Raw genomic sequence first — 22006 nt, forward strand, 5'->3', positions numbered from 1 at the left:
CGCGCCGCGCGAACCTAGCCTGTAGCCATGGATACAGCACCCGTCATCACCCTGAGCGGCGTCCGCCGTTCCTTCCCGTCCGGCGGTGGCAGGGTCCGCGCCGTCGACGGCGTGGACCTGACCATCAGCTCCGGCGAGGTCGTCGCCCTTCTCGGCCCCAACGGCGCCGGGAAGACCACCCTGATCGACATGATCCTCGGGCTGACGGCACCGGAGTCCGGCACCGTCGACGTCCTCGGAACCAGCCCCCGCAAGGCGGTCACCGCAGGGCGCATCTCGGCACTGCTGCAGACCGGCGGTCTCCTGCCGGACCTCACGGTGCGCGAGACGGTCCGCATGATCGCGTCCCTCCACCGCGACCCGCTCGGGGTGGAGGAAGCCCTCGAGGCCTCGGGGGCCGCGGACTTCGCCTCCCGGCGCGTCTCGAGCTGCTCCGGCGGCCAGCAGCAGCGGCTCCGCTTCGCCCTGGCACTGCTCACGCGGCCGGAGATCCTCATCCTCGACGAGCCGACGGCCGGAATGGACGTCAATGCCCGCCGCGACTTCTGGGACAGCATGCGCTCCCTGGCGGACGCCGGCTCCACGATCATCTTCGCCACCCACTACCTCGAGGAGGCCGAGCAGTTCGCGCGCCGGGCCGTCCTCATGAACGCCGGCACCGTCCTCGCCGACGGGCCCACCGACGAGGTCCGGAAACGGGCCGGAGTGGCCCGCGTGACCGTCACCTGGTCCCCCACCGACGCCGAACTCGTCGAGCTGGAGCACGTGGCCGATATCCAGCGGCACGGGCCCCGCATCGAGTTCCGCACCGACGACGCCGACTCGCTGACCCGCCACCTGCTCTCACGCACCGACGCCCACGGCCTCGAGGTCGCACCCGCGAGCCTCGACGAGGCCTTCCGCTACCTGACCGCGGCAGAGACCGAGAGGACGGCTGCAGCATGAACATCTGGACCTACATCGCCATGGACTTCTGGCGGAACCTCCGCAACGTCGGCAACAGCTTCTTCGTGATCGTGCTGCCGACGGTCCTCTTCCTCTTCTTCGGTGCCTCCATGTCATGGTCGGACGTCGCCGTCGGCGACGGGAACATCAGCGCCTGGACCATGATCTCGATCGCCTGCTACGGCGCCGCGATGGCCGCGACCTCGCTCTCCGGCTCCGCCGCCGTCGAACTGCAGCAGGGCTGGGGCCGCCAACTGGCGCTGACCGCGCTGCCGCACGGGGGCTTCGTCGCCGCCAAGACCGCCGTCGCCCTCGGCATCGCCGTCCTGCCCGTGCTCGTCCTCAACATCGCCGGCGTCCTCACCGTGACCGACATGCCCGTCGGGACATGGATCGCCACCGCGCTGCTGACCGTGGTCGGTGTCATCCCGTTCGCGCTCTACGGGCTCGCCATCGGCATGGCCTTCCGCTCCGACGCGGCGGTGGGCACCGCGACCGGTCTGCTGGTCATCTTCAGCTTCCTCGGCAACGCCTTCACACCGCTGGACGGAGTTCTCCTGGACATCGGCCGCTTCACGCCGCTGTACGGCGTCGTGGCCCTGGCCCGCTACCCGCTCACCGGCGGCGACCAGATCTCCGTGAACGGCATCGCCGGCAACGATCCGCTCTGGATGGTCCTGGCCAACGTGATCGGCTGGACGCTGGTCTTCGCGACGGCGTGCCTGATGCTCCAGCGCCGCCGCACCAGGAGGCAGTAGTGATGATCGACCAGCGGACCCGCCCCGCCGAGACTGGCAGAATGACGCACATGGAGACCCCCGCGCACCCGAAGCGCCCCCTCGCGGGCGTCTTCTACGCCGCGATCTGGCTGCTGTTCCTCGGCTTCCCCCTGGTCTCCGCCCTCAGCGGTCCGGCGGGGCCTGGCTGGACCACGGTCGCGGTGGTCGCGACCGTCGCGTTCGCGGCCGTCTACATCTGGCTCTTCTGGGTCCTCTCGGGCGCGGACATCGGCGTCCCGCCGGCGCGCAGGGTCCTCCTGGTCGGGACCCTCCTGCTGGCCGTCCTCGCTGGGCTCGCCACCCCAGCGGCCGGGGCCTGGGTCTCGGCCTTCACGCCGTTCCTCGCCGCGGTCCTGATCTTCACGCTCCCGCTCGTCCCCGGCCTGGCCGCGGGCGGCCTCGTCTGGCTGATCCCGAGCGCGGTCGCGACCGAGTTCTCCGGAACCCTCTGGACGCTGCTCGGCCCCGGCTTCGGCGTCGCGGTCATCGTGTTCGCCCGGCTCATGGAGCACAACGAGCAGCGGGCCCGGGACGCCCAGAACCACCTGCAGGTCGCCGCCGAGCGCAACGCCATCGCCCGCGACGTCCACGATGTCCTGGGGCACTCGCTCACCGTCCTGTCGATCAAGGCGCAGCTCGCCCGGCGACTGCTCGATATCGACCCCGACCGGGCCCGCGAGGAACTGGACCAGATCGACGCGCTCGCCCGCGAGTCCCTGGGACAGATCCGCTCGACCGTCACCCGGCTGCGCACGCCGAGCCTCGCCTCCGAGGTGGAGGCGGCGCGCACTGCGCTGGCGGCGGCCGGGATCGAGGCCGACGTCGTCATCGGGCCCGATGTCAGGGACGACGGCGGCGATCTCTTCGCCTGGGCCATCCGCGAGGGCGTCACCAACACCGTCCGGCACTCCGGGGCCACCCGCTGCCGGATCGAGGTCCGTCCGGGCACGCTCACGATCGCGGACGACGGCGCCGGCTTCGCCGGGTCGGAGCCCGGCAGCGGATTGCGGGGCCTGCGGGAGCGCGCCCGCGCCGTCGGGGCGCGAGTCGATCTGCGGCCCACCCACCCCGACGGCGACCGCCCCGGGTCCACCCTGGAGGTGACACGGTGACATCGATCAGGCTGCTGCTGGCCGACGACCAGGACCTGGTGCGCGGAGGCCTCGCGGCGCTCCTCTCCCTGGAGCCGGACCTCGAGGTCGTCGCGCAGGTCGGCCGCGGGGACGAAGTGCTCGACGCGGTGCGCCTCCACCGCCCAGACATCGCCCTGATCGACATCGAGATGCCGGGCGCGGACGGCATCGAGGTCACCCGCCAGGTCACGTCGGCCCTGCTGGGCTGCCGCTGCCTGATCGTGACCACCTTCGGCCGGCCCGGCTACCTGCGCCGGGCGATGGAGGCCGGCGCCTCCGGGTTCGTCGTCAAGGACACGCCCGCGGAGCGGCTGGCACAGATGGTGCGTCAGGTCGCGTCCGGCCAGCACGTGGTGGATCCCCAGTTGGCGGCCGACTCGCTGGCGGGCGGGATCGACCCGCTCACCGACCGCGAGCGGGACGTCCTCCGGGCCGCCGCGGCGGGCGGCTCCATCCGCGCCATCGCCGAGTCGGTGCACCTGAGCCCCGGCACGGTGCGGAACCATCTCTCCAGTGCCATCGGCAAGACCAACAGCCAGAACCGCTACGAGGCCGCACGCGAGGCCCAGTACCGCGGCTGGATCTGACGCGGCTGGATCTGACGCGTCCGGCTCTCACGCGTCCGGCTCTCACGCGTCCGGCTCTCACGCGTCCGGCTCTCACGCGTCCGGCTCTGACGGGGCAGGGTCTGACCCGGCTCCCCTAGCCGCCCGGCTGGAACACCCAGACCAGCAGGCTCATGGTCACCACCGTGATCAGCACGATCCCCGCCAGATTCAGCCAGATGCCGCCGCGCATCATCTGCCCGATCGTCACGTAGCCGGAACCATAGGCGATCGCATTCGGGGGCGTGGCGACGGGGAGCATGAACGCGCACGTCGCCGCCAGCGCGACCGGCACCGCCAGCATCAGCGGGTCCACGCCGAGCCCCAGTGCCACGCCGCCCGCGACGGGCAGGAACGTGGCCGCCGTCGCGGTATTGCTGGTGAGCTCCGTCAGGAAGATGACACCGGCGACCATGATGAGCACGAGCAGCACCAGCGGGACGGTGCCCAGCGCCTGCGCCTGCTCGCCGATCCACTCCGTGAGGCCGGAGGCGCTGAACTGGGCCGAGAGCGCCAGACCGCCGCCGAAGAGGAGCAGGACGCCCCACGGCAGCTTGACCGCCGACTCCCAGTCGAGCAGCCGGACGCCGCGCCTGGCCCCGGCTGGCAGGAGGAACAACAGGACGGACACGGTCATGGCGATGCCCGCATCCGAGATCAGGCCCTTGGCGATCATCGGCATGAAGACCCAGGACAGGGCCGCCAGGGCGAACATGGCCAGGACGAGCTTCTCCCCCGTGCTCATGGGCCCCAGCTCGCGGAGCTGCCGCCGGATGGGCTCCCGGCCGCCGGGGATCTCGTCGATCTCCGGCTTGAACAGGACCTTGGTCAGGAGGAGCCAGACCAGGACCAGCATCACCGCGGCCAACGGCAAGCCGACCAGCATCCACTGGCCGAAGCCGATGTCCACGCCGTGGGCGTCCTTCATGTAGCCGACGAGCAGGGTGTTCGGGGGCGTGCCGATGATGGTGGACAGCGAGCCGACCGACGCGGCGTAGGCGATGCCGAGCATCAGGGCGGTACCGAAGTTGGAGGCGATCACCGCCTCCTTGACGTCCGCGTCCGCCGCCCGGGTGGTCTCTCCGTCCTCCCCGCTGCCGCCGGCCTCCTCGCCGGCGGGCTCGTCCGCGCTGCCCGGCAGGGGGACGCCGGCGTCCCCCGGCGACGGGGCCGGTTCCTGGTCGCCGCGATTCCCCGTGACGCCCAGGTTGGTGACCAGCATCAGGACGGAGACGCCGATGGGCAGCATCATGACGGTGGTGGCCGTGTTGGAGACCCACATGCTCAGGAAGCCGGTGGCCAGCATGAAGCCGGCGATCACCATGTTGGACCGGGTCCCCATCGCGGAGACGGTCATGAGGGCGATGCGTCGGTGCAGGTTCCAGCGCTGCATGGCGAGCGCGAGGATGAACCCGCCCATGAAGAGGAAGATGATGTCGTTGCCGTAGCTGGAGCCGACCTCCTCGATGTCGACCCCGCCGAAGACGGGGAACACTATGAGCGGCACCAGGGCCGTCGCGGGGATCGGCAGGGCCTCGGTCATCCACCAGATGCCCATGAGGACCGCCGTCGCAGCCGTGAGCCGGGCCGCGGGATCGAGGTCCTGCGGCATCGAGAAGTAGACGAGGAAGGCTGCGAGCAGTCCGGCGGCGAGCCCGATCCAGCGGCGCTTGTTGGTCCGCGGCTCCACCGGCTCGGCCAGGAGTCCGGGCGAGGGGTGTCCGCTGCCGCGGGCGCGATCCTCCACGCTCCGGGGGCGCTCACCTGGGGTGTAGGAACTGGACACGGCAACCTCCACGACGTCGGGTCGGTCAGTGTGACCTGCACCACGCTACCCGCGGAATCGCCGAACGTCACCAGTGGGGGCGGTGTCCCGCCCGGCGTCAGCCCTGCTTGACGCGCCCGCCGAGGCCGCGGGAGTCGTCGCCGGCCTCCTTGAGCTTGGCGCGGAGTTCCTTCGGCAGGGAGAACAGGATGTCCTCCTCGGCCGTGACGACCTCCTCGGCCTCCCCGAAGCCGTACTCGGAGAGCAGGCGCAGCACGTCGCCGATGAGGACCTCCGGGACGGACGCGCCGGAGGTCACGCCGACGGTGGAGACGCCCTCGAACCAGGTCTCGTCGATCTCGTCGGCGAAGTCCACGCGGTAGGCAGCGCGGGCACCGTACTCGAGCGCGACCTCGACGAGGCGGACCGAGTTGGACGAGTTGGCCGAGCCGACGACGATCACGAGGTCGGCGTCCGGGGCGATCTTCTTGATCGCGGCCTGCCGGTTGCTGGTGGCGTAGCAGATGTCGTCGCTGGGCGGGTCCTGCAGGTTCGGGAAGCGCTCCCGCAGGATGGTGACGATCTCCATCGTCTCGTCGACGGACAGCGTGGTCTGGGAGAGCCAGATCAGCTTGTCAGGGTCCTCGACCTGCACGGTCCGTGCCTCGGCCGGGTTGTTCACGACGGTCGTGTGCTCCGGCGCCTCGCCGTACGTCCCCTCGACCTCCTCGTGCCCCTCGTGCCCGATGAGGAGGATCTGGCTGCCGGCACGGGCGAAGCGCACGGCCTCGCGGTGGACCTTGGTCACCAGGGGGCAGGTCGCGTCGATGGTGCGCAGATTCCGGTCCTCGGCGGACTGCACGACGGCGGGGCTCACCCCGTGCGCGGAGAAGACGACGAGCGCGCCCTCCGGGACCTCGTCCGTCTCCTCGACGAAGATCGCGCCGCGGGCCTCCAGCTCGGAGACGACGTGGACGTTGTGGACGATCTGCTTGCGCACGTACACCGGGGCCCCGTAGTGCTCCAGGGCCTTCTCCACGGCGATGACGGCGCGGTCGACGCCGGCGCAGTAGCCTCGCGGGGCGGCGAGCAGGACGCGCTGAGGGCCCTCGACCGGCGCGGCCGCGGCGACCTCCGCCGGGCTGCGCCGCTGCCGCGGGATGCGCGGCATGGGCACGGAAACGGGAGCGGCAGAGCGGGTAGGCATGCCTCCATGCTACGCGGTCGGCCCTCCACAGGTCTGCGGGCCCGATCACTAAAACCGGGGCCGATGCTGATAGGAATGTCTAGCAGCACACCGGAGGAAAGGGCACCACGTGGAGAACGGCTACAGGACGGACCCGGGCGACGGGGCGGACGCCGCGGCCGAGGACTCCGGCCGGCGGACCCTCCCGGAGACGGCGGGGCAGACCTCGCCGGACAACCCCTGGCCGCTGCACCACTTCGCCTCGATCCTGAAGAACCACATCGAGCGCGCCCCGGAGACCTGGATCGAGGGCCAGCTCCTGGAGGCGAACGTGCGCAACGGGCACGCCTACCTGACGATGCGGGACGTGGACGTCGAGAACTCTCTGTCAGTCACCGTGTGGCGCTCGACCATGGACCGGCTGGAGACCAAGCCGCAGGTCGGTGCCCGCGTCGTCGCGCGCATCAAGCCGAATCTGTACCTCAAGACCGGTCGGCTCTCCATGAACGCCTCGGACCTGCGCCCGGTGGGGCTCGGGGACCTGCTGGCCCGGCTGGAACGGCTCCGGCAGGCGCTCGGCGCCGAGGGGCTGTTCGACCCCGGGCGGAAGCGTCCGCTGCCCCTGCTCCCCCAGCGCATCGGGCTGATCACGGGGCGCGACTCGGATGCGGAGAAGGACGTCATCCGCAACGCGACCCTGCGCTGGCCCGGTGTGGAGTTCGAGGTCCGGAACACGGCGGTCCAGGGCGTGAACGCCGTCGGCGAGGTGATGGCGGCCCTCGCCGAGCTGGACGGCCTGCCGGAGGTGGACGTCATCGTGATCGCCCGCGGCGGCGGCGCGCTCGAGGACCTCCTGCCGTTCAGCTCGGAGGAGCTCGTGCGCGCCGTCTCGGCGGCCAGCACCCCGGTCGTGAGCGCGATCGGGCACGAGGCGGACCGGCCGATCCTCGACGACGTCGCCGATGTGCGGGCCTCGACGCCGACGGACGCCGCCAAGCGGATCGTGCCGGACGTCGCCGAGGAGCGCGCGGGCATCGCCGAGGCGCGGTTGCGCCTGGACCGGGCCGTCTACCACCTCGTCGAGCGCGAGGGGCAGCGCCTCGAGGCGCTGCGCACCCGTCCCGTGCTCGCGGACCCCGAGGCGATGATCGAGTCCCGCGCCGAGGACCTGGCCCGGGCGAGCGACCGGAACCGGGCGGCGGCCCGGCAGGCCGTGGACCGCGCCGAGACGGACCTCCGCCACCTCCGGGCGCAGGTCCGGCAGCTCTCCCCGCAGCACACCCTGGACCGCGGCTACGCCGTCGTCCAGATCGATCCGCGGGGCGCCGCTCCGGCGGGCGTCGAGCCCGGGGACATCGTCCGGGACGCGACGACGGTGCCGGACGGCGCCGGGCTCCTCGTCCGTGTCGCGGTCGGCAGTCTGGACGCCACCGTGACGGCCACGCACCCGAGCAACACGTGAGCGCACGCCGGGCCGCCGGCCCCCGCGCCACCAGCACCGACACCGACACCGACACCGACAGGAGCGCACCATGACCGAGACCCCGGACGCCGCCCGCACCGAGGCGGCCCCGACTGACGACCCGAACACCGACGTCGCCCAGTTGAGCTACGAGCAGGCCCGCGAAGAACTGATCGCGGTCGTCTCCCAGTTGGAGGCCGGCGGCGCCACCCTCGAGCAGTCATTGGCGCTCTGGGAGCGCGGCGAGGCTCTGGCGGCCCGATGCGAGGCCTGGCTCGAAGGCGCGCGGCGCCGCCTCGAGGCCGCCCGTCAGGCGCAGGGCGGCAGCGAGGCCTGACGCCCCGGCCGCGCGCGGTGGGGACGTCCCGGCGAGGGTGCCGCGGACGAGGCCTCCGCCCCCGGGGCTGTGTCTGGGTCAGTCCGAGGCCAGCAGGCGGGCGCGCTGCTCGTCGACGTCGAAGGCCGCCGGCGGCCACTGCGGGTCGATCCCGTGGAGGACGTCGATCAGCAGCTGCTGGACGGCGATCCGCGCGTACCACTTCCGGTCGGCGGGGACCACGAACCACGGTGCGGAATCGGTGTCGGTGCGCCGGATCGCCGTCTCGTAGGCCCGCTGGTAGTCGTCCCAGAGGGCGCGCTCGTCGATGTCCCCGGGACTGAATTTCCAGTGCTTGTCCGGCCGGTCCAGGCGTTCGAGCAGCCGTTCCCTCTGCTCCTCCTTGGAGATGTGCAGCATCACCTTGAGCACATGGGTGCCGCTGCGGGCCAGCTTCTCCTCGAACTCCCGGATCGCGCCGTAGCGGCGCTCGATCTCCTCCTCCGGCGCCAGCCCGCGCACCCGCTGGACCAGGACGTCCTCGTAGTGGGAGCGGTCGAAGACGCCGATGATGCCCCGGCCGGGCAGCTGCCTCTCGACGCGCCAGAGGAAGTCGTGCTCCCGCTCCTCCGGAGTCGGCGCCTTGAAGGCGTGGTGGTGGATGCCCTGCGGATCGGCGGCCCCGATGACGTGGCGGACGATCCCTCCCTTGCCGGAGGTGTCCATGCCCTGGAGGATCAGCAGGATCCGGTCCTCACCGCCGGAGCGGGAGGCCGCGAACAGCCGCTCCTGCAGCTCGTCGAGCACCGGATCCATGGCCTCGAGGGTGACCTTCCCGTCGGCCTTCGCGCCGGAGTAGCCCGGCTTGGAACCGGGGTCCACCGCCCCGAGCTCGAACCCGCTCCCGGCGCGCAGCAGCTCGGTGGGGCTCGTCTCGAAGTCGAGCGGCCGGCGCTCGTCGGGGTCGGGATCCGGGCGGCGCCCGGTCGGCGCCTTCGCTGTCTCGGTCATCGCTTCACCTTCCGCCGGTGGGGACGAATGAATGTGGGGCCGAGCCTACTCCGCGGGGGCCGGGCTAGGCCCGCAGAACCTCCAGGAACTCGGCGATCCGCCCGATCGCGTCGCGCAAGTCCTGCTTCGCGGGCAGCGTGACGAGCCGGAAGTGGTCCGGCGCGATCCAGTTGAAGCCGGTGCCGTGGGTGACCAGGAGTTTCTGCTGCTTCAGCAGGTCGAGGGCGAACTTCTCGTCGTCCTTGATGGGGTAGACCTCCGGGTCCAGCCGGGGGAAGAGGTACATGGCCCCCTTGGCCTGCTGTACGGAGACGCCCGGGATCTCGTTGAGGAGCTGATACGCCAGGTTCCGCTGCTCCAGCAGCCGTCCGCCGGGCAGGATGAGGTCGTTGATCGACTGGTACCCGCCGAGCGCGGTCTGGATGGCGTTCTGGCCGGGGACGTTGGCGCAGAGGCGCATGTTCGTGAGCATGTTGATGCCCTCGATGTAGTCGGCGGCGCGCTGGCGCGGACCCGAGATCGCCATCCACCCGGCGCGGAACCCGCAGACCCGGTAGGCCTTGGACAGGCCGGAGAACGTCAGCGTCAGCACGTCGTCCGCGAGCGCGGCGGTGTTGTAGTGGACGGCGTCCTCGTACAGGATCTTCTCGTAGATCTCGTCGGAGAAGACGATGAGGTTGTGGCGCCGGGCCAGCTCGAGGATGTCCTCGATGACGTGCTTCGGGTAGACCGCACCTGTCGGGTTGTTCGGGTTGATCAGCACGATGCCCTTGGTGCGCGGGCTGATCTTGGCGGCCATGTCCTCGAGGTCGGGCATCCAGCCCTCCTCCTCGACCGTCAGGTAGTGCACCGGCGTGCCGCCGGCCAGCGAGACGGAGGCCGTCCACAGCGGGTAGTCAGGCGCCGGGATGAGCACCTCGTCGCCGTCGTTCAGGAGGGCGTTGAGGCTGAGCGTGATCAGCTCGGAGACGCCGTTGCCGAGGTAGATGTCGTCCACGCCGATGGTCCGGATGCCGCGGGTCTGGTAGTACTGCGAGACCGCGGTGCGGGCGGAGAGGATGCCGCGCGAATCGGAGTACCCCTGCGAGTTCGGCAGGTTCCGGATCATGTCGACGAGGATCTCGTCGGGGGCCTCGAAGCCGAACGGGGCCGGGTTGCCGATGTTCAGCTTGAGGATGCGGTGGCCCTCGGACTCCATCCGCTGGGCGTGCTCCAGCACGGGCCCGCGGATGTCGTAGAGGACGTCCCGCAGCTTCGACGACTGCTTGAACCGCCGGTCTTCCCGAGAGGTCTGTTCCGAGGCTGACATGACATCTAGCTTGTCACAGCTACGATCCGAACCCGTGTTCCGCCAGCCATGTTTCAGCGGCCTGGCGGGGTGTCAGCGGCGCGTCCCCGACCGTCTGGCCGTTGAGCCGGAGCATCTCCTCAGTGGTCAGGTCGTTGGAGACCCGGCCCAGCGCGTCGCGCGCCTCATCCGGCACCGTCTCGGCGTGGACGAGGGTGGCGACCTGCTGGGCCCGGAAGAACTGGCCGGAGTCCTCCAGGGCCACCAGCCCGTTGCGGCCGATCCCCGGATAGGTGCGCGGCAGCACGGCGATCTGGGCGGAATCGGTCAGCAGGTCGTCCAGGATCTCAGCGGGGTCCTCCTTGCTGGCGTACGTCCCGGGGGTGCACTCCAGCTCCTCGGCCAGCAGCGACAGGCCGCGCTCCTCGCCCGCGAAGGCGGACGGGCCCGCGAAGGTCAGCCCGGAGCAGACCTCGCCCAGGTCCGAGAGCGCGTCGATCTCGTCGCCGACGGAGCGGGCGCGGGTGGTGACCAGCACGGGGGCCCGGTCCGCCTCGGCCGGGTCCAGGAGCTCCGTGCCCTCGGGCAGGGCCTCGCGCAGGGCCGCGGTCACGTCGCCGGGCTCGGTCGCGTCGGCGCCGGCGTCGTAGCGGGTCAGGAGGGAGCCCGTGTAGTCGACGACGACGTCCACGCCGCCGCTCTCCACGTCGGCGAGGTAGCCGGCCCGGTCGCCCGGCTCCACGGCGACGGCCGCCTTGAAGCCGGCGTCGCGCAGGGCCCCGGCGTAGATGTGCGCGGCGATCCGCGCCTCGGTGCTCTCCGGCGCGGCGAGCGTCAGCGGCGTCGCGACGGTGCTCGGGGCGGGCTCGGTCTCGCCGGCCGTGCCGCATCCGGCGAGCGCCAGGGTGCCGGCCAGGCCTCCCGCGAGGACGGCGAGCCGGGCGCGGGGGGCCCGCGAGCCGGCCGCGGGGGCGGAGGTGCGACGGCGGCGGGAGGGGTCCGCGGCTGCGTTCAGGTGCGTCATGAGGTCCTGTTCCAGGGTGCCCGGCGGGCCGGGGTCGGGTGCTGGGTCGGGTGCTGGGGAGGGTGCTGGGATCGGGATCTGCGGGGCTGGGCGGGCGCGGCGGCTACTCGCGGCGGGCGCGGCGGCTACTCGCGGCGGGCGCGGTAGAGGCGCAGGGCCTCGTCGACCCGCGCGACGCGGTCCAGGGAGGCGACCTCGTCGAGGTCGAACCAGGCGGCCCGCGACGTGGTGCCGCCGATCTCGTGGGCGAGCTCGCCGCCGACCACCTCGGCCGCGTACATCACGGCCACGGTCTGCAGGGGCCGCGCCTCGCCGTGGAGCCGTTGCCCGGCGGGGACGACGCCCGTCTCGACGCCCAGCAGGGAGGTGACGGCGACGTCGTACCCGGTCTCCTCGGCGACCTCGCGGACGGCCCCGGCCGCTGCCTGCTCGCCGAGGTCCACTCCCCCGCCGGGGAGGGTCCAGCGGGGCCGGAAGTCGGGGTGGCTGGCACGCATGTCCCAGAGGGCCAGGAGGATACGGCCCTCGCGGACCACCACGCAGTAGGCGGCGAGCCGCGTGTCCCAGGGGCGGGCCGCCGGCGGGACGGCGCTGCTGACCGCGGCGCTGGCGTCGTGCGGGGCGGGGGTGGGGCGGGCATCGGTCATGCCCTCTAGCGTATTAGGCGCCGGGGGCGATCCGGTCACCCGGGTCAGCGGGCGGCGCGGGCCTGCAGCCGACGGTGGCGTGCGACGGCCACGGCGGCGAGCGCGATGCAGCAGGCGAGCATGCCGGCCGAGAAGTAGCCGAAGGAGGCGTCCATGCCGATCCGGCCGGCGACGAAGCCGAGGAGGAGGACGGGGATGGCGCTGCCCAGGTAGGTGACCAGGTAGATCAAGCTCGTGACCTGCGCCTGGAGGGCGGCCGGGATGGCCGCCGAGGCGTCGTTGAAGGCCCCGCGGAACGCCAGGCCCTGCGCGGCGCCGGCGACGAGGCTGCCGGCGACGACGACGGCGAGGGACTCGAGGTGGGCCCCGTACGCGAGGGCGACCGTGCCCAGGCCCATGACCACCAGGGCCGGGCCGATGATGGCCGGGGTCGCCCGGCCGACGAGCTGGCTGGCCGCGGAAGCGGCGAGGGTCAGTGCGGCGATGATCCCCAGGAGCAGCGGGCTCTCGATGCCGAAGACGGAGCCGAGGTAGACCGGCGCCAGCGACAGGACGAGCCCGAAGAGCGCGAAGCTGAGCAGGCCGGTGAGCGCGGCGATCCAGAACTGGACGAGCGCCTCGCGGGCGAGCTTGGGCGGGCGCGGCCGGAGTGCCTCCCGGGCCCGGCCCGGGGCCGGGGCGAGGGCCGGGCGGGCCCGGACCAGCCAGAGCGGCACCAGCACCAGCAGCAGCGCCACGGAGTGGATCAGGAACGGGGTGGTGGTGGGATCCGGCAGCTGGCTCAGCGCCCCGCCGATCACGGGACCGGCGGCGACGCCGCCGGCGTTGAGCAGCAGCGTGAAGCGGCCCGCCCACTCCGGGTGGCCCGGCATCAACTCGCGCAGGGCCGCGCTGGACGCGCCGGTGGCGGCGGCGACGGCGGCTCCCTGGAGCACGCGGCCGACGACGAGGAAGGACAGGCTGGGCGCGAAGGCGAAGACGAGGCCGCCGGCCAGGGCGAGGACGACGGCGATCACGAGCGCCGCCCGTCGGCCGATGTGATCGGACCAGTGCCCGTAGCAGAGGAGCCCGACGATGAGGGCCAGCACGTACGCGGTGAACGCGACGGTGACGCCGAACGGGCCCAGACCCAGCTCGGCCTGCAGCACGGGGTAGATGGGCGTGGCGATGTTCACGCCGATGAACAGCAGGCCCATGACGGCGCCCGTCAGGACCACGCGCGCCCGCAGCGAGGCGTCCCAGCCGTCGCGGAGCGTCGGCTCGACGACGGTCTGCATGCGCAGTTCGCTGATGACGGTCATGCGGCGCCCCTTCCCCGGTGCGGTGTGTCCAGGGTCAATGGTGGGGCGGACTGGTGTTCGTGATCGGAGAAAGGGTCCATAATTGAGCAGGAAGCTCAAAACAGCTCTCCGCACCGAGGGAGGATGAAGCACCGTGCCACGAACGACCCCCCGCCTGGACTCGACCGACCTGGAGCTGCTGCTGCGCCTGGTCAACGACCCCCGTGCGCAGATCAGCGAGCTCGCCGACTCGCTGGGCCTGGCCCGCAACACCGTGCACACCCGCTTCCGCCGGCTCGCGCGCGCCGGGATCCTGCGCGACGGCGGACGCGACATCGACCTGGCCGCCCTCGGGTACGACGTGCTCGCCTTCATCACGATCGAGGTCGACCACCGCGAGCTGGACTCCGTGGTCGCCGCGCTCGGCCGGCGCGAGCACGTCCTGGAGGTCTTCGAGACGTCCGGCCGCGGCGACGTCTGGTGCCGCGTCGCGGCCCGCGACACCCACAACCTCCAGCAGGTCCTGCGCCACATCCTCAAGCTCCCCGGCGTCATCCGCACGGAGACGTCCTTGGCGCTGAGTGAACACATCCCCTTCCGGGCGGGCCCGCTGGTGCGGCACTCCCTCGCCGACGCCTAAGCTCGGAGGACCACCGCACTCCCCCATCGACCACCGCCTACCCCGAACCGCAGCCGCCCGCCGCGCCGGCTGGAGAGGAGCCGCCGCAGTGTCAGCCCTGTCGGACCGCCTCCGCGCGCTCCTCGGCACCGCCTCGCCGGACCCGTTCGTCGCCTGCACCACCGCCGGCGAGTGCCTGGACCTGGCCTACGAGCGCGCCTACACCGAGGACTACGCCGGCGCCATCCGGGCCGCCATGCTCGGCCTCGAGCTGGCCGGGGACGACCTGGACACGCTGCTCTCGCTCTGGGGCTCCCTCGCCTCCATCCGCCACCTCGGCGGGGACGACGACGGCGCCCGGCGGGCCGCGCGGGCCCGGCTGTCGCTCCTGCGGGCGGCGGGCTGGGACTTCCAGGCGGACATGGAGGAGGACCTCGGCGCGCTGCTGTTCCGGGAGGCCTCCCCCGAGGAGCTGCCCGTGCTGGAGGCGGCGCTCATCACCCACGAGACGGCCGGTGCGCCCGACCACGTGCTGGCGGACATCAAGCTGGCGTTCGCCGTGGCACTGCACAGCTACGGCTCCGAGGGGGCGCTCGACGCCCTCGAGTGGTGCGCCCGCGCCTACCGCGAGGCCGGACGGGCCGAGTCGGAGGGCGGGGCGCTGCTCTACCTGGCGCACGCCCACGCGAAGGAGGGCCACCACGAGCTCGCGCTCGCCGCGGCCGACCGCCTGCTGGACCTGCCCCTGAACCGGGCCATGAAGGCCGCCGTCTGGATGGTCAAGGCCACCACCCACGCCGAGGCCGACCACCGGCTCGAGGCCGAGGGGTGCGCGCTGCGCGCCCTGGAGCTCTACGCCGCGGCGGGGGTCCGCAAGGGCGCCGTGTCGGCCGCGGCCGGCGTGGCGCAGGCCGCCTCCGAGGCGGCGGACCACGAGGCGGCGATCCTCGCCTGGAAGGTCGCCGTCGAGCAGGCCGAGCGCGGCGAGATCGACGAGACCTGGGCCGTCCGCCTGGCCCTGGGGCACCAGCTGCTCGAGGCGGGCGAGTTCGCACTCGCCGAGGACGTGCTCGCCCCGCTGGCGGAGCGGCTCGGCGCGGCCGGCCGCCCGACCGCGCGGGCCCGGACGCTCGTCTCGCTCGGGCACGCGCTGCGGCACCAGGAGCGCCTCGCAGAGGCGCTGCGGACGTGGGACGAGGCCGCCGAGGTGTTCGTCGCCGCCGAGCTCAACGGGGAGGCGGCCCGCACGCTGATCGCCGCCGGGACGCTCGTCAGCCGCGAGGAGTCGCTCGCCGGGGCGCGCCCGCGCTTCGAGCGGGCCGTGGAGCTGGCGCGGGAGGCCGAGGACGACCCGGCGGCCCTGCCGACCGCCCTGCACGCCCTCGGCCACGCGCTGTGCGAGGAGCACGACCCGGACGGCCTGGGCCTGCTGGACGAGGCGATCTCCCTGGCGGACGCGCACGAGGCGCAGTGGCACTCCGCGGACTTCCGGGACACGCACGCCCGCGGCCGCTGGTCCCTCGGCGATGCGCGCGGGGCCATCGCCGAGGCGCTCGAGGCCGCGGACCTGTTCCGGGTGGTCGAGGACCCCGACGCCGCCGGCAACGCCGAGCTGTTCGCCGCGCACGTCCTGGCCGAGTCGGGCCAGTGGGACGAGGCGGCGTCGCTCTACCGGCTCATCGCGGCCGAGCACGCCGACAGCGTGGCGCACGTCAATGCGGCGCAGAACGGGCTCGGCGACGTACTGGAGAAGCAGGGGCTCTACCTCCAGGCCGAGGAGGCCCGGGCCGCGGCCCGCGCCGTCGTGGACAACGCGCTCGAGCACGCGGCCGACACCGTCGTCGAGGCCATCGGCGACGACCCGGACACCGAGGCCGGCGACGCGGGCACGCACGACGAGGACCCGCACGGCGAGGACCCGCACGACGAGGCTGAGGACGACGAGGACCCGCGCGACGCCGAGGACCCCGGCGGACCGGCGGACGGCCGACGGTGACCGCCGAGTCGGCGCCCTTCTGGCGGCGGTGGCCCGTCGCCCAGCAGGTGCTCGCCTCGATGCTGGTCGTCGCGATCGTCACCCTCGGGATCGCCGGCGCGGCCTCCTACCTGGTCCACGTGGGCCAGCTGTACTCGCGGATCGACGACGACCTCGCCCGCGAGGTCCAGGAGTTCGAGGCCCTGCACGCCTCCGGCATCAACCCCGAGAACGGCGAGCCGTTCACCTCCGCCGCCGACCTGATCTACCTGGCGATGCAGCGCACGTCGCCCGCCCGGAACGAGGGCATGATCGCCTTGCACTCCTCCGGCATCCGGTGGAACGCCCCGGTGACGGTGGAGGTGCGGCTCGAGGAGGACCCGGAGCTGATCCAGCGGCTGCTCGGTGCGCCCGTCCCCGAGCGGATCAGACTGACCACGGAGGCGACGGGCACGACGACGTACCGCGTCGCCGTCGTGCCAGTCCAGCTGCAGGACGACCCGGCCCCGCTGCGCCTGGTGCTCGCCCGCGACATCGACGCCGAGCTCGCGGAGCTGCGGCGCACCTACGTGGTCTTCTTCGGCGCCGGCCTGGTGGCGCTCGCCATCGCCGCCGTGGTGGCGTGGGCCCTGGTGCGCCGGCTGTTCCGGCCGCTGGAGGACCTCCGGCGCACGGCCCAGCGGATCACGGCCGGCGGCGTCGGGGAGCGGATCGAGGTCACCGGCAGCGACGACCTCGCGGACCTGTCCCGCACGTTCAACGAGATGCTCGACCGGCTGGAGTCGGTCCTGGAGTCCCAGCGCCGCCTGCTGGACGACGTCGGGCACGAGCTGCGGACCCCGATCACGATCGTGCACGGGCACCTCGAGCTCTCCGACCCGGAGGACCCGGAGGACGTGCGGCAGACCCACGAGGTGGCGCTCGACGAGCTGGACCGGATGTCGATGCTCGTCGAGGACCTCGTGACCCTCGCGACCTCGGACCGCGACGACTTCGTGCAGCCCCGCCCGGTCGACGTCGACAGCCTGCTGCTCGACGTCGCAGACAAGGCCCGCGCGCTCGGCGACCGGCAGTGGCGGATCGCGGAGAACGTCGCCGCGACCGCCCCGCTGGACCAGCGGCGGATCACGCAGGCGCTGCTGCAGCTCTGCCAGAACGCCATGAAGTTCTCCGCGCCCGGCTCGGAGGTCGCCCTCGGGGCGGAGCTCACGGTGCCGGACGGCGCGGGCAGTGCGGCCGATGCCGGCGGCGCGGGCCCGACGGACCGGGAGGACGGCGAGCTGCGCCTCTGGGTGCGCGATCACGGCGTCGGCATCACCGAGGAGGACGCGGCGTCGATCTTCGAGCGCTTCACCCGCGGGGCCAACGGGTCGCGCGCGGAGGGCTCGGGCCTCGGCCTGACGATCGTCCGGGCCATCGCCGTCGGGCACGGCGGGCGCGTCAGCGTGTGCTCGACGCCGGGCCTCGGCTCGATCTTCGCGCTCCACCTGCCGGTGCCCGCTAGGCTCGAGCCAGACGTGGAAGGGCGGTAGATGAGTCGGATCCTGATCATCGAGGACGAGGTGCGGATCAGCTCCTTCGTCGCCAAGGGCCTGCGCTCGGCCGGGTTCCAGCCGACGGTCGTCGAGACCGGGCGCGAGGGGCTGGCCCTGGCGACGACGGGCGACTTCGAGCTGGTCCTGCTCGACGTGGGCCTGCCCGACCTGGACGGATTCAGCGTTCTGCGCGAGATCCGGCGCGGACGCCACGACGTCCCGGTCATCATGCTCACGGCCCGCACCAGCATCGACGACACCCTCACGGGGCTCGAGGGCGGCGCCGACGACTACGTGCCCAAGCCGTTCAGGTTCGAGGAGCTCGTGGCCCGCATCCGCCTCCGGCTGCGCTCCGATGCCAACGGCAGCGACCAGGAGACCCTCGAGCACGAGGGGCTGGTCCTGGACCTGCGCTCGCACACCGCCCACGTCGACGGCGCGCCGGTGGACCTGTCCGTGCGCGAGTTCGCCCTTGCGGAGGCGTTCCTGCGCAACGCCGGCCAGGTGCTCACGCGCGAGCAGCTCCTGGCCCGGGTGTGGGGGTACGACTTCGACCCCGGATCCAACGTGGTGGACGTCTACGTCCGGTACCTGCGCAACAAGCTCGGCGGCGAGCGCTTCCAGACGGTGCGCGGGCTCGGCTACCGCCTGGCGGTGCGGAACCCCGCCGGCTGAGCTCAGTCTTTCTCGGCTGAACCCCTTGCTCCTCGGCTGAACGCAGACCCCTTCGGCTCGGCTCAGTCCTCCTCGTCGGCCCCGCCATCGTCGTCTCCGTCGTCCTCGTCGTCCGGTGCCGCGGGGGCCGCCGGTGCCACGTCGTCGTCATCGTCGTCGTCCGCCTCGGGCGGCGCCGGCTGCGTCGCGGGCGCGTCCGTGCCCGGCGGGGTGCTCGGCGCCGCGTCCTGCGCCGTGTCCTGGGCGGAGCTCGGGGCGGCGCTCGAGGGTTCGCCGGCGGGCCCCTCCGTGGGCGCCGGCGACGCGGACGGCTCCCCGGCGGGCGTCGTCGCGGCACCGCTCGGCGCGGAGGGCAGCGTGGACTCGTCGGGCAGCGCGGACGAGTCGACCACGGTGATCCCGGGGCCCAGGTCCCTCGGCTCGGTGAACGCGTGGTCGGCGACCACCACGCCCGTCCCGAGGGCGATGAGGCCCACCGCCCCCGCGGTCACCCAGAGCCTGGTGTTCATGCTGCGCTCGTCTCCTGTCGCGTGTGCTGGTGCCGGGCCGCTACCCGCGCCCGGCCGTCCTGTCCGGTCCCGTCCAACGACCAGTGTGCCCCGGCCAGATGAGAGGACGAGGAGAAACGGATGAGACCCGGTCCCCGCGCCGGCGCGGTGCGTCAGGCGACGAGCCCGCTGCGGCGGGCGAGCGCCAGCAGCTGCTCGGCGGCCGCGAGCCTGCGGTACGCCGACGGCTCCCATGACTCCCGCGGGGCGCCCGGCACGCGTGCCCCCGCGATGAGCGAGACGGCCACCGCGGCGGCGCGGGCCCAGAGGCCCCGGCCGGTCACGCCGTGGCGCTCCAGGTCGATCCGGAACGCCGACCCGAAGTGCGCCAGCGCCTCCTCGACGTGCACGTACCGCTCGTCCACCCCGGGCAGGACCGCGAGGTGCCCGAGGAAGCACGCGTAGTCGTCCACCCGGTGCCCGGGCCCGAGCGAGTCGACGTCGAGCAGGCCGGAGACCCGGCCCTCGCCGATCAGCAGGTTGGCCTCGTAGAAGTCGCCGTGGGTGGGCACGGTGCGACCGCGGTCCGTGGTGTCGATGACGGCCTGGATCCGGGCCTCCAGCTGGCGGAGCCGCTCGGCCGCCCCGGGAAGCGCGGTGCGCGCGGCGTGCGCGTAGCGGTCCAGCCGCTCGGACCAGGCCGGCCGGCGCTTCAGGTCCAGGACCGGCTCCGGCAGCGCGTCCAGGAGCGCGACGAACGCGTCCGGGTCGAGGCTGGTGCCGCCGTCGTGCATGATCTGCTGGGACAGCGGCCGGCCCGTCACCTCGGTGAGGGCGAGGATCCCGGCGGGGTCCTCGGGGGCGTGCGCCGTGCCGGCCCGCGCGTCCTCGAGCAGCCGCGGGACCGGCAGGCCTGCGGCGGCGAGCATGCGGTGCCGCAGGAGCAGCTCGTCGGCGACGTCCGGCCGCACGACCTTCAGGTAGATGCGGCGGGGGACCGCGATGGGCCCCGGCGTGGTCAGGTCGGCCCGGAGGACCGCCCGGCGCAGGGGTCGGTAGGTGACGGTCTGGAGCCCGACGAGCCGCTCCCCCCGCGCCCAGCGCGACACCACGAGCTCGGGCACCGTCGCGACCGCCAGGCCCGGGAGCCGGGGATCGTGCGGGTGGTCCCACACGCTCACCGCCAGCTCACCGGCGGCGGGGTCGACGCCGGGGTACGACGACGCCGGAACCCGCACCTGCACGTAGTGCCCCGGCCCCGCGGCCGCGTCGGGCCCGCCCGCGGGGGCCGGCAGCGTCTCGGTGGTGACGCCGACGAACCCGCCGCCGAGCTCGACCGAGAGCTCGTAGAGGACGCTCACCCCGGCGCCGGGCCGGTGCTGGAGCTGGACCTGGCGCAGGTGCCGCCCGGAGGAGCGGACGGCCGGCTCGATGCCGGGGCGGACCAGGGCGACGAGGCGGGCGGCGGCGTCGGTCAGGAAGGCGACGTGCTGCGCCTCCGGCCACATGGGGCTGTTCCGCTAGGCGCCGCGGCGACGCTGGAGGACGTCGTCGAGGTTGATCCGGGGCGCGCCGGACGGGGCCGACGCGGCGCGGCCGGAGTCGGCGTGGGCCGCGCTGGGCTGGGCGGTGGACGACGTGGCTGCGGACGACGAGGCTGCGGAGGACTGGGCTGCCGAGGACTGGGCGCGCGTGTCGGCGAGGATGCTGGTGACGAACTGGGCGCGGCGCTCCTCGGGGCGGGGCATGGGGGCCGGCTCGGGGCGTTCGGCCTTGGCGGCCTTCACGTAGGTCGGGGTCGGGACGTCCACGGGGGTCCAGGTGCGGGTGTCGGCGACGGACGGGCCCGCCTGCTCCCGCTCGCGGGCCGCGACCCGGCGGGCCTCCTCGCGCAGCTCCTGCACGGTGGGCGCCCGGCGCTCGGCCTGGCCCGGCTGGCCGTCGAACAGCTCGCCGCCGCGGGCGCGGGACGGCGTCTCGGTCCGCTCCTGCTCGCGGGCGACCTGCTCCTGGGCGGCCTCCACGGCGTCGGCGTAGGTGCGGTTGATCCGGGCCAGGACACGACGGCGCCGGTCGCGGACGGCCAGCGTGCGCAGCCCGGCGACCGCCAGCACGAAGGCGGCGAGGCCGAGGAGGGGCACCAGGCCGGAGACGGCGCCGAAGAGGGCAACCACGCCGGTCACGGCGAAGAGCGCCAGACCGGCGACGCCGGCGAGTGCCACGGCGACGCGGCCCCAGCGGATGCGCAGCGGCGCGGGGCCGGCGGGCGCGCTCTCGGGCGCGGGTCGCAGTTCGCTCGCGTCTCGCTGTCCAGTCGCGTTCATGGGGCTCCTCCCGGTACCGGGTGCGGGCTCGTAGTCCTGTCGATCCCGGCGGATCGGTGGGACCAGGGCGTCGCTGGTGGGCGCGGCGTTCATCTGGCGGATCGCGGTCCGGCCGCCCACGGGCTGCCTCTCGGCGGCGCCCTCGGACCTGCGGACCACGGTGGACACGAGCATCAGGAGCAGCATGATCGCCACGACGAGGACCATCGAGCTCTCAATCCTCACATCCACGTACCAGACGTTACGGCGTGGCCCGTGCAGGCGCTCGCATTGCGTCCGGTGTGTCCGCCGGATAAATCACGCGGTTGTGCTTTGGAGCCGCTCGAGGAAGCTGCCGGACATGTCCTCCCGGGTCAGCGCGAAGGTCCGGTGATCGGCCCACTGGCCGTCGATGTGAAGGAATCGCTCCCGCAGGCCCTCGTCCCGGAACCGCAGCTTCTCCACCACGCGCAGGCTGGCGGCGTTCTCGGGGCGGATGTTGATCTCCACGCGGTGCAGCCGCAGGGCGTCGAAGACGAAGTCCCCGGCGAGCGCCACGGCCTGCGGCACCAGCCCCCGCCCGGCCAGGCCGGCGTCGATCCAGTAGCCGATCGAGCAGCTCCTCGCCGCGCCCCACGTGATGGTGGAGACCGTCAACTGGCCGGCGAGCACCGGCTCGTCCGCGGCACCGGTGCGCACGGCGATCGCCCAGGGCAGGCAGTGCCCGGCGCGGGCCTGCCGGTTGAGACTGGAGACCATCTGCCGGAACGTCGGGCGCGTTCCGCCGTCGGGGTCGGTGGCGTCCCAGGGGCGCAGCCACGCCTGGTTGCGCCGGCGCAGGTCCGCCCACGCCGTCGCATCCGACCAGTGCAGCGGCCGGAGCACCAGATCCCCGTGCTCGAGGGTGGTGGGCCACCAGGAGACGGCGGATGACTCCCAGGGCCAGATGCGCGACATGGGCACGAGTTTA

21 protein-coding genes are annotated in these 22006 nt (G+C 73.2%); 10 read left to right on the top strand and 11 right to left on the bottom strand.

Annotated features, from left to right (window positions below; genetic code table 11):
• The first annotated feature begins 27 nt into the window (after positions 1-27).
• The 4 genes from ABD784_RS04055 to ABD784_RS04070 are packed head-to-tail and all read left to right on the top strand — an operon-like array spanning position 28 to position 3444.
• Positions 28-945 (top strand): ABC transporter ATP-binding protein, encoded by a 918-nt coding sequence (locus tag ABD784_RS04055; protein ID WP_344880293.1) that lies wholly within the window; start codon positions 28-30, stop codon positions 943-945.
• Positions 942-1703: an ABC transporter permease gene (locus ABD784_RS04060; RefSeq protein ID WP_344880296.1), complete on the top strand. Its 762-nt coding sequence runs from the start codon at positions 942-944 to the stop codon at positions 1701-1703. Before ABD784_RS04055 ends, ABD784_RS04060 begins: the two co-directional genes overlap by 4 nt.
• A 41-nt stretch (positions 1704-1744) precedes the next feature.
• Positions 1745-2836, top strand: a complete 1092-nt coding sequence (locus ABD784_RS04065) for a sensor histidine kinase (protein WP_344880299.1) — start codon at positions 1745-1747, stop codon at positions 2834-2836.
• Positions 2833-3444 carry a response regulator transcription factor gene (locus ABD784_RS04070; RefSeq protein WP_344880302.1) on the top strand — a complete coding sequence of 204 codons (612 nt, stop codon included), beginning with the start codon at positions 2833-2835 and terminating at the stop codon, positions 3442-3444. The genes ABD784_RS04065 and ABD784_RS04070 overlap by 4 nt, the downstream gene beginning before the upstream one ends.
• A gap of 115 nt (positions 3445-3559) precedes the next feature.
• Here the strand turns inward: ABD784_RS04070 and ABD784_RS04075 are convergent, their stop codons facing one another.
• Together ABD784_RS04075 and ABD784_RS04080 are read right to left on the bottom strand one after the other, a co-directional pair.
• On the bottom strand, positions 3560-5248 hold the full coding sequence (locus ABD784_RS04075) for an SLC13 family permease (protein ID WP_425582917.1): 1689 nt from the start codon (positions 5246-5248) through the stop codon (positions 3560-3562).
• Positions 5249-5345: 97 nt separating this feature from the next.
• Positions 5346-6434, bottom strand: coding sequence for a 4-hydroxy-3-methylbut-2-enyl diphosphate reductase (locus ABD784_RS04080; RefSeq protein ID WP_344880305.1), 1089 nt, complete (start codon positions 6432-6434; stop codon positions 5346-5348).
• A 109-nt stretch (positions 6435-6543) separates the two neighbouring features.
• Between ABD784_RS04080 and xseA the strand changes: the two genes are divergently transcribed.
• Positions 6544-7875: an exodeoxyribonuclease VII large subunit gene (gene xseA / locus ABD784_RS04085; protein ID WP_344880308.1), complete on the top strand. Its 1332-nt coding sequence runs from the start codon at positions 6544-6546 to the stop codon at positions 7873-7875.
• A gap of 70 nt (positions 7876-7945) precedes the next feature.
• Positions 7946-8212 carry an exodeoxyribonuclease VII small subunit gene (locus ABD784_RS04090; RefSeq protein WP_344880311.1) on the top strand — a complete coding sequence of 89 codons (267 nt, stop codon included), beginning with the start codon at positions 7946-7948 and terminating at the stop codon, positions 8210-8212.
• Between the two features lie 78 nt (positions 8213-8290).
• Here ABD784_RS04090 and ABD784_RS04095 read toward each other — a convergent pair whose 3' ends face one another.
• From ABD784_RS04095 to ABD784_RS04115, 5 genes are all read right to left on the bottom strand, one after another.
• Positions 8291-9202, bottom strand: coding sequence for a PPK2 family polyphosphate kinase (locus tag ABD784_RS04095; RefSeq protein ID WP_344880314.1), 912 nt, complete (start codon positions 9200-9202; stop codon positions 8291-8293).
• 64 nt (positions 9203-9266) lie between these two features.
• Entirely contained in the window at positions 9267-10511 is a 1245-nt protein-coding gene (locus ABD784_RS04100) for a pyridoxal phosphate-dependent aminotransferase (protein ID WP_344880317.1), read from the bottom strand.
• Between the two features lie 19 nt (positions 10512-10530).
• Positions 10531-11514 (bottom strand): glycine betaine ABC transporter substrate-binding protein, encoded by a 984-nt coding sequence (locus ABD784_RS04105; RefSeq protein ID WP_344880320.1) that lies wholly within the window; start codon positions 11512-11514, stop codon positions 10531-10533.
• 125 nt (positions 11515-11639) lie between these two features.
• Positions 11640-12161 carry an NUDIX hydrolase gene (locus tag ABD784_RS04110; protein WP_344880323.1) on the bottom strand — a complete coding sequence of 174 codons (522 nt, stop codon included), beginning with the start codon at positions 12159-12161 and terminating at the stop codon, positions 11640-11642.
• Positions 12162-12205: 44 nt separating this feature from the next.
• A complete protein-coding gene (locus ABD784_RS04115; RefSeq protein ID WP_344880326.1) occupies positions 12206-13462 on the bottom strand; it encodes an MFS transporter in 1257 nt (418 codons plus the stop codon).
• Positions 13463-13595: 133 nt separating this feature from the next.
• On the opposite strand from ABD784_RS04115, the gene ABD784_RS04120 reads away from it, so the two are divergent.
• From ABD784_RS04120 to ABD784_RS04135, 4 genes are all read left to right on the top strand, one after another.
• Complete coding sequence (locus tag ABD784_RS04120; RefSeq protein ID WP_344880329.1) at positions 13596-14081, top strand: Lrp/AsnC family transcriptional regulator; 486 nt, start codon at positions 13596-13598, stop codon at positions 14079-14081.
• 88 nt (positions 14082-14169) lie between these two features.
• Positions 14170-16056, top strand: a complete 1887-nt coding sequence (locus tag ABD784_RS04125; protein WP_344880332.1) for a tetratricopeptide repeat protein — start codon at positions 14170-14172, stop codon at positions 16054-16056.
• On the top strand, positions 16053-17567 hold the full coding sequence (locus tag ABD784_RS04130; protein ID WP_344880335.1) for a sensor histidine kinase: 1515 nt from the start codon (positions 16053-16055) through the stop codon (positions 17565-17567). The genes ABD784_RS04125 and ABD784_RS04130 overlap by 4 nt, the downstream gene beginning before the upstream one ends.
• A complete protein-coding gene (locus ABD784_RS04135) occupies positions 17568-18245 on the top strand; it encodes a response regulator transcription factor (protein WP_344880338.1) in 678 nt (225 codons plus the stop codon).
• Between the two features lie 62 nt (positions 18246-18307).
• Here ABD784_RS04135 and ABD784_RS04140 read toward each other — a convergent pair whose 3' ends face one another.
• The 4 genes from ABD784_RS04140 to ABD784_RS04155 form a co-directional block, all read right to left on the bottom strand.
• Positions 18308-18754, bottom strand: a complete 447-nt coding sequence (locus ABD784_RS04140; RefSeq protein WP_344880341.1) for a hypothetical protein — start codon at positions 18752-18754, stop codon at positions 18308-18310.
• Between the two features lie 152 nt (positions 18755-18906).
• Complete coding sequence (locus ABD784_RS04145) at positions 18907-20241, bottom strand: aminoglycoside phosphotransferase family protein (protein WP_344880344.1); 1335 nt, start codon at positions 20239-20241, stop codon at positions 18907-18909.
• Positions 20242-20253: 12 nt separating this feature from the next.
• Positions 20254-21288: a hypothetical protein gene (locus tag ABD784_RS04150; protein ID WP_344880347.1), complete on the bottom strand. Its 1035-nt coding sequence runs from the start codon at positions 21286-21288 to the stop codon at positions 20254-20256.
• 66 nt (positions 21289-21354) lie between these two features.
• A complete protein-coding gene (locus ABD784_RS04155; protein WP_344880350.1) occupies positions 21355-21993 on the bottom strand; it encodes a GNAT family N-acetyltransferase in 639 nt (212 codons plus the stop codon).
• Positions 21994-22006 lie beyond the last annotated feature (13 nt).

Origin of the sequence: Zhihengliuella alba (assembly GCF_039538765.1) — a bacterium.
Classification (GTDB): Bacteria; Actinomycetota; Actinomycetes; order Actinomycetales; family Micrococcaceae; genus Zhihengliuella; species Zhihengliuella alba.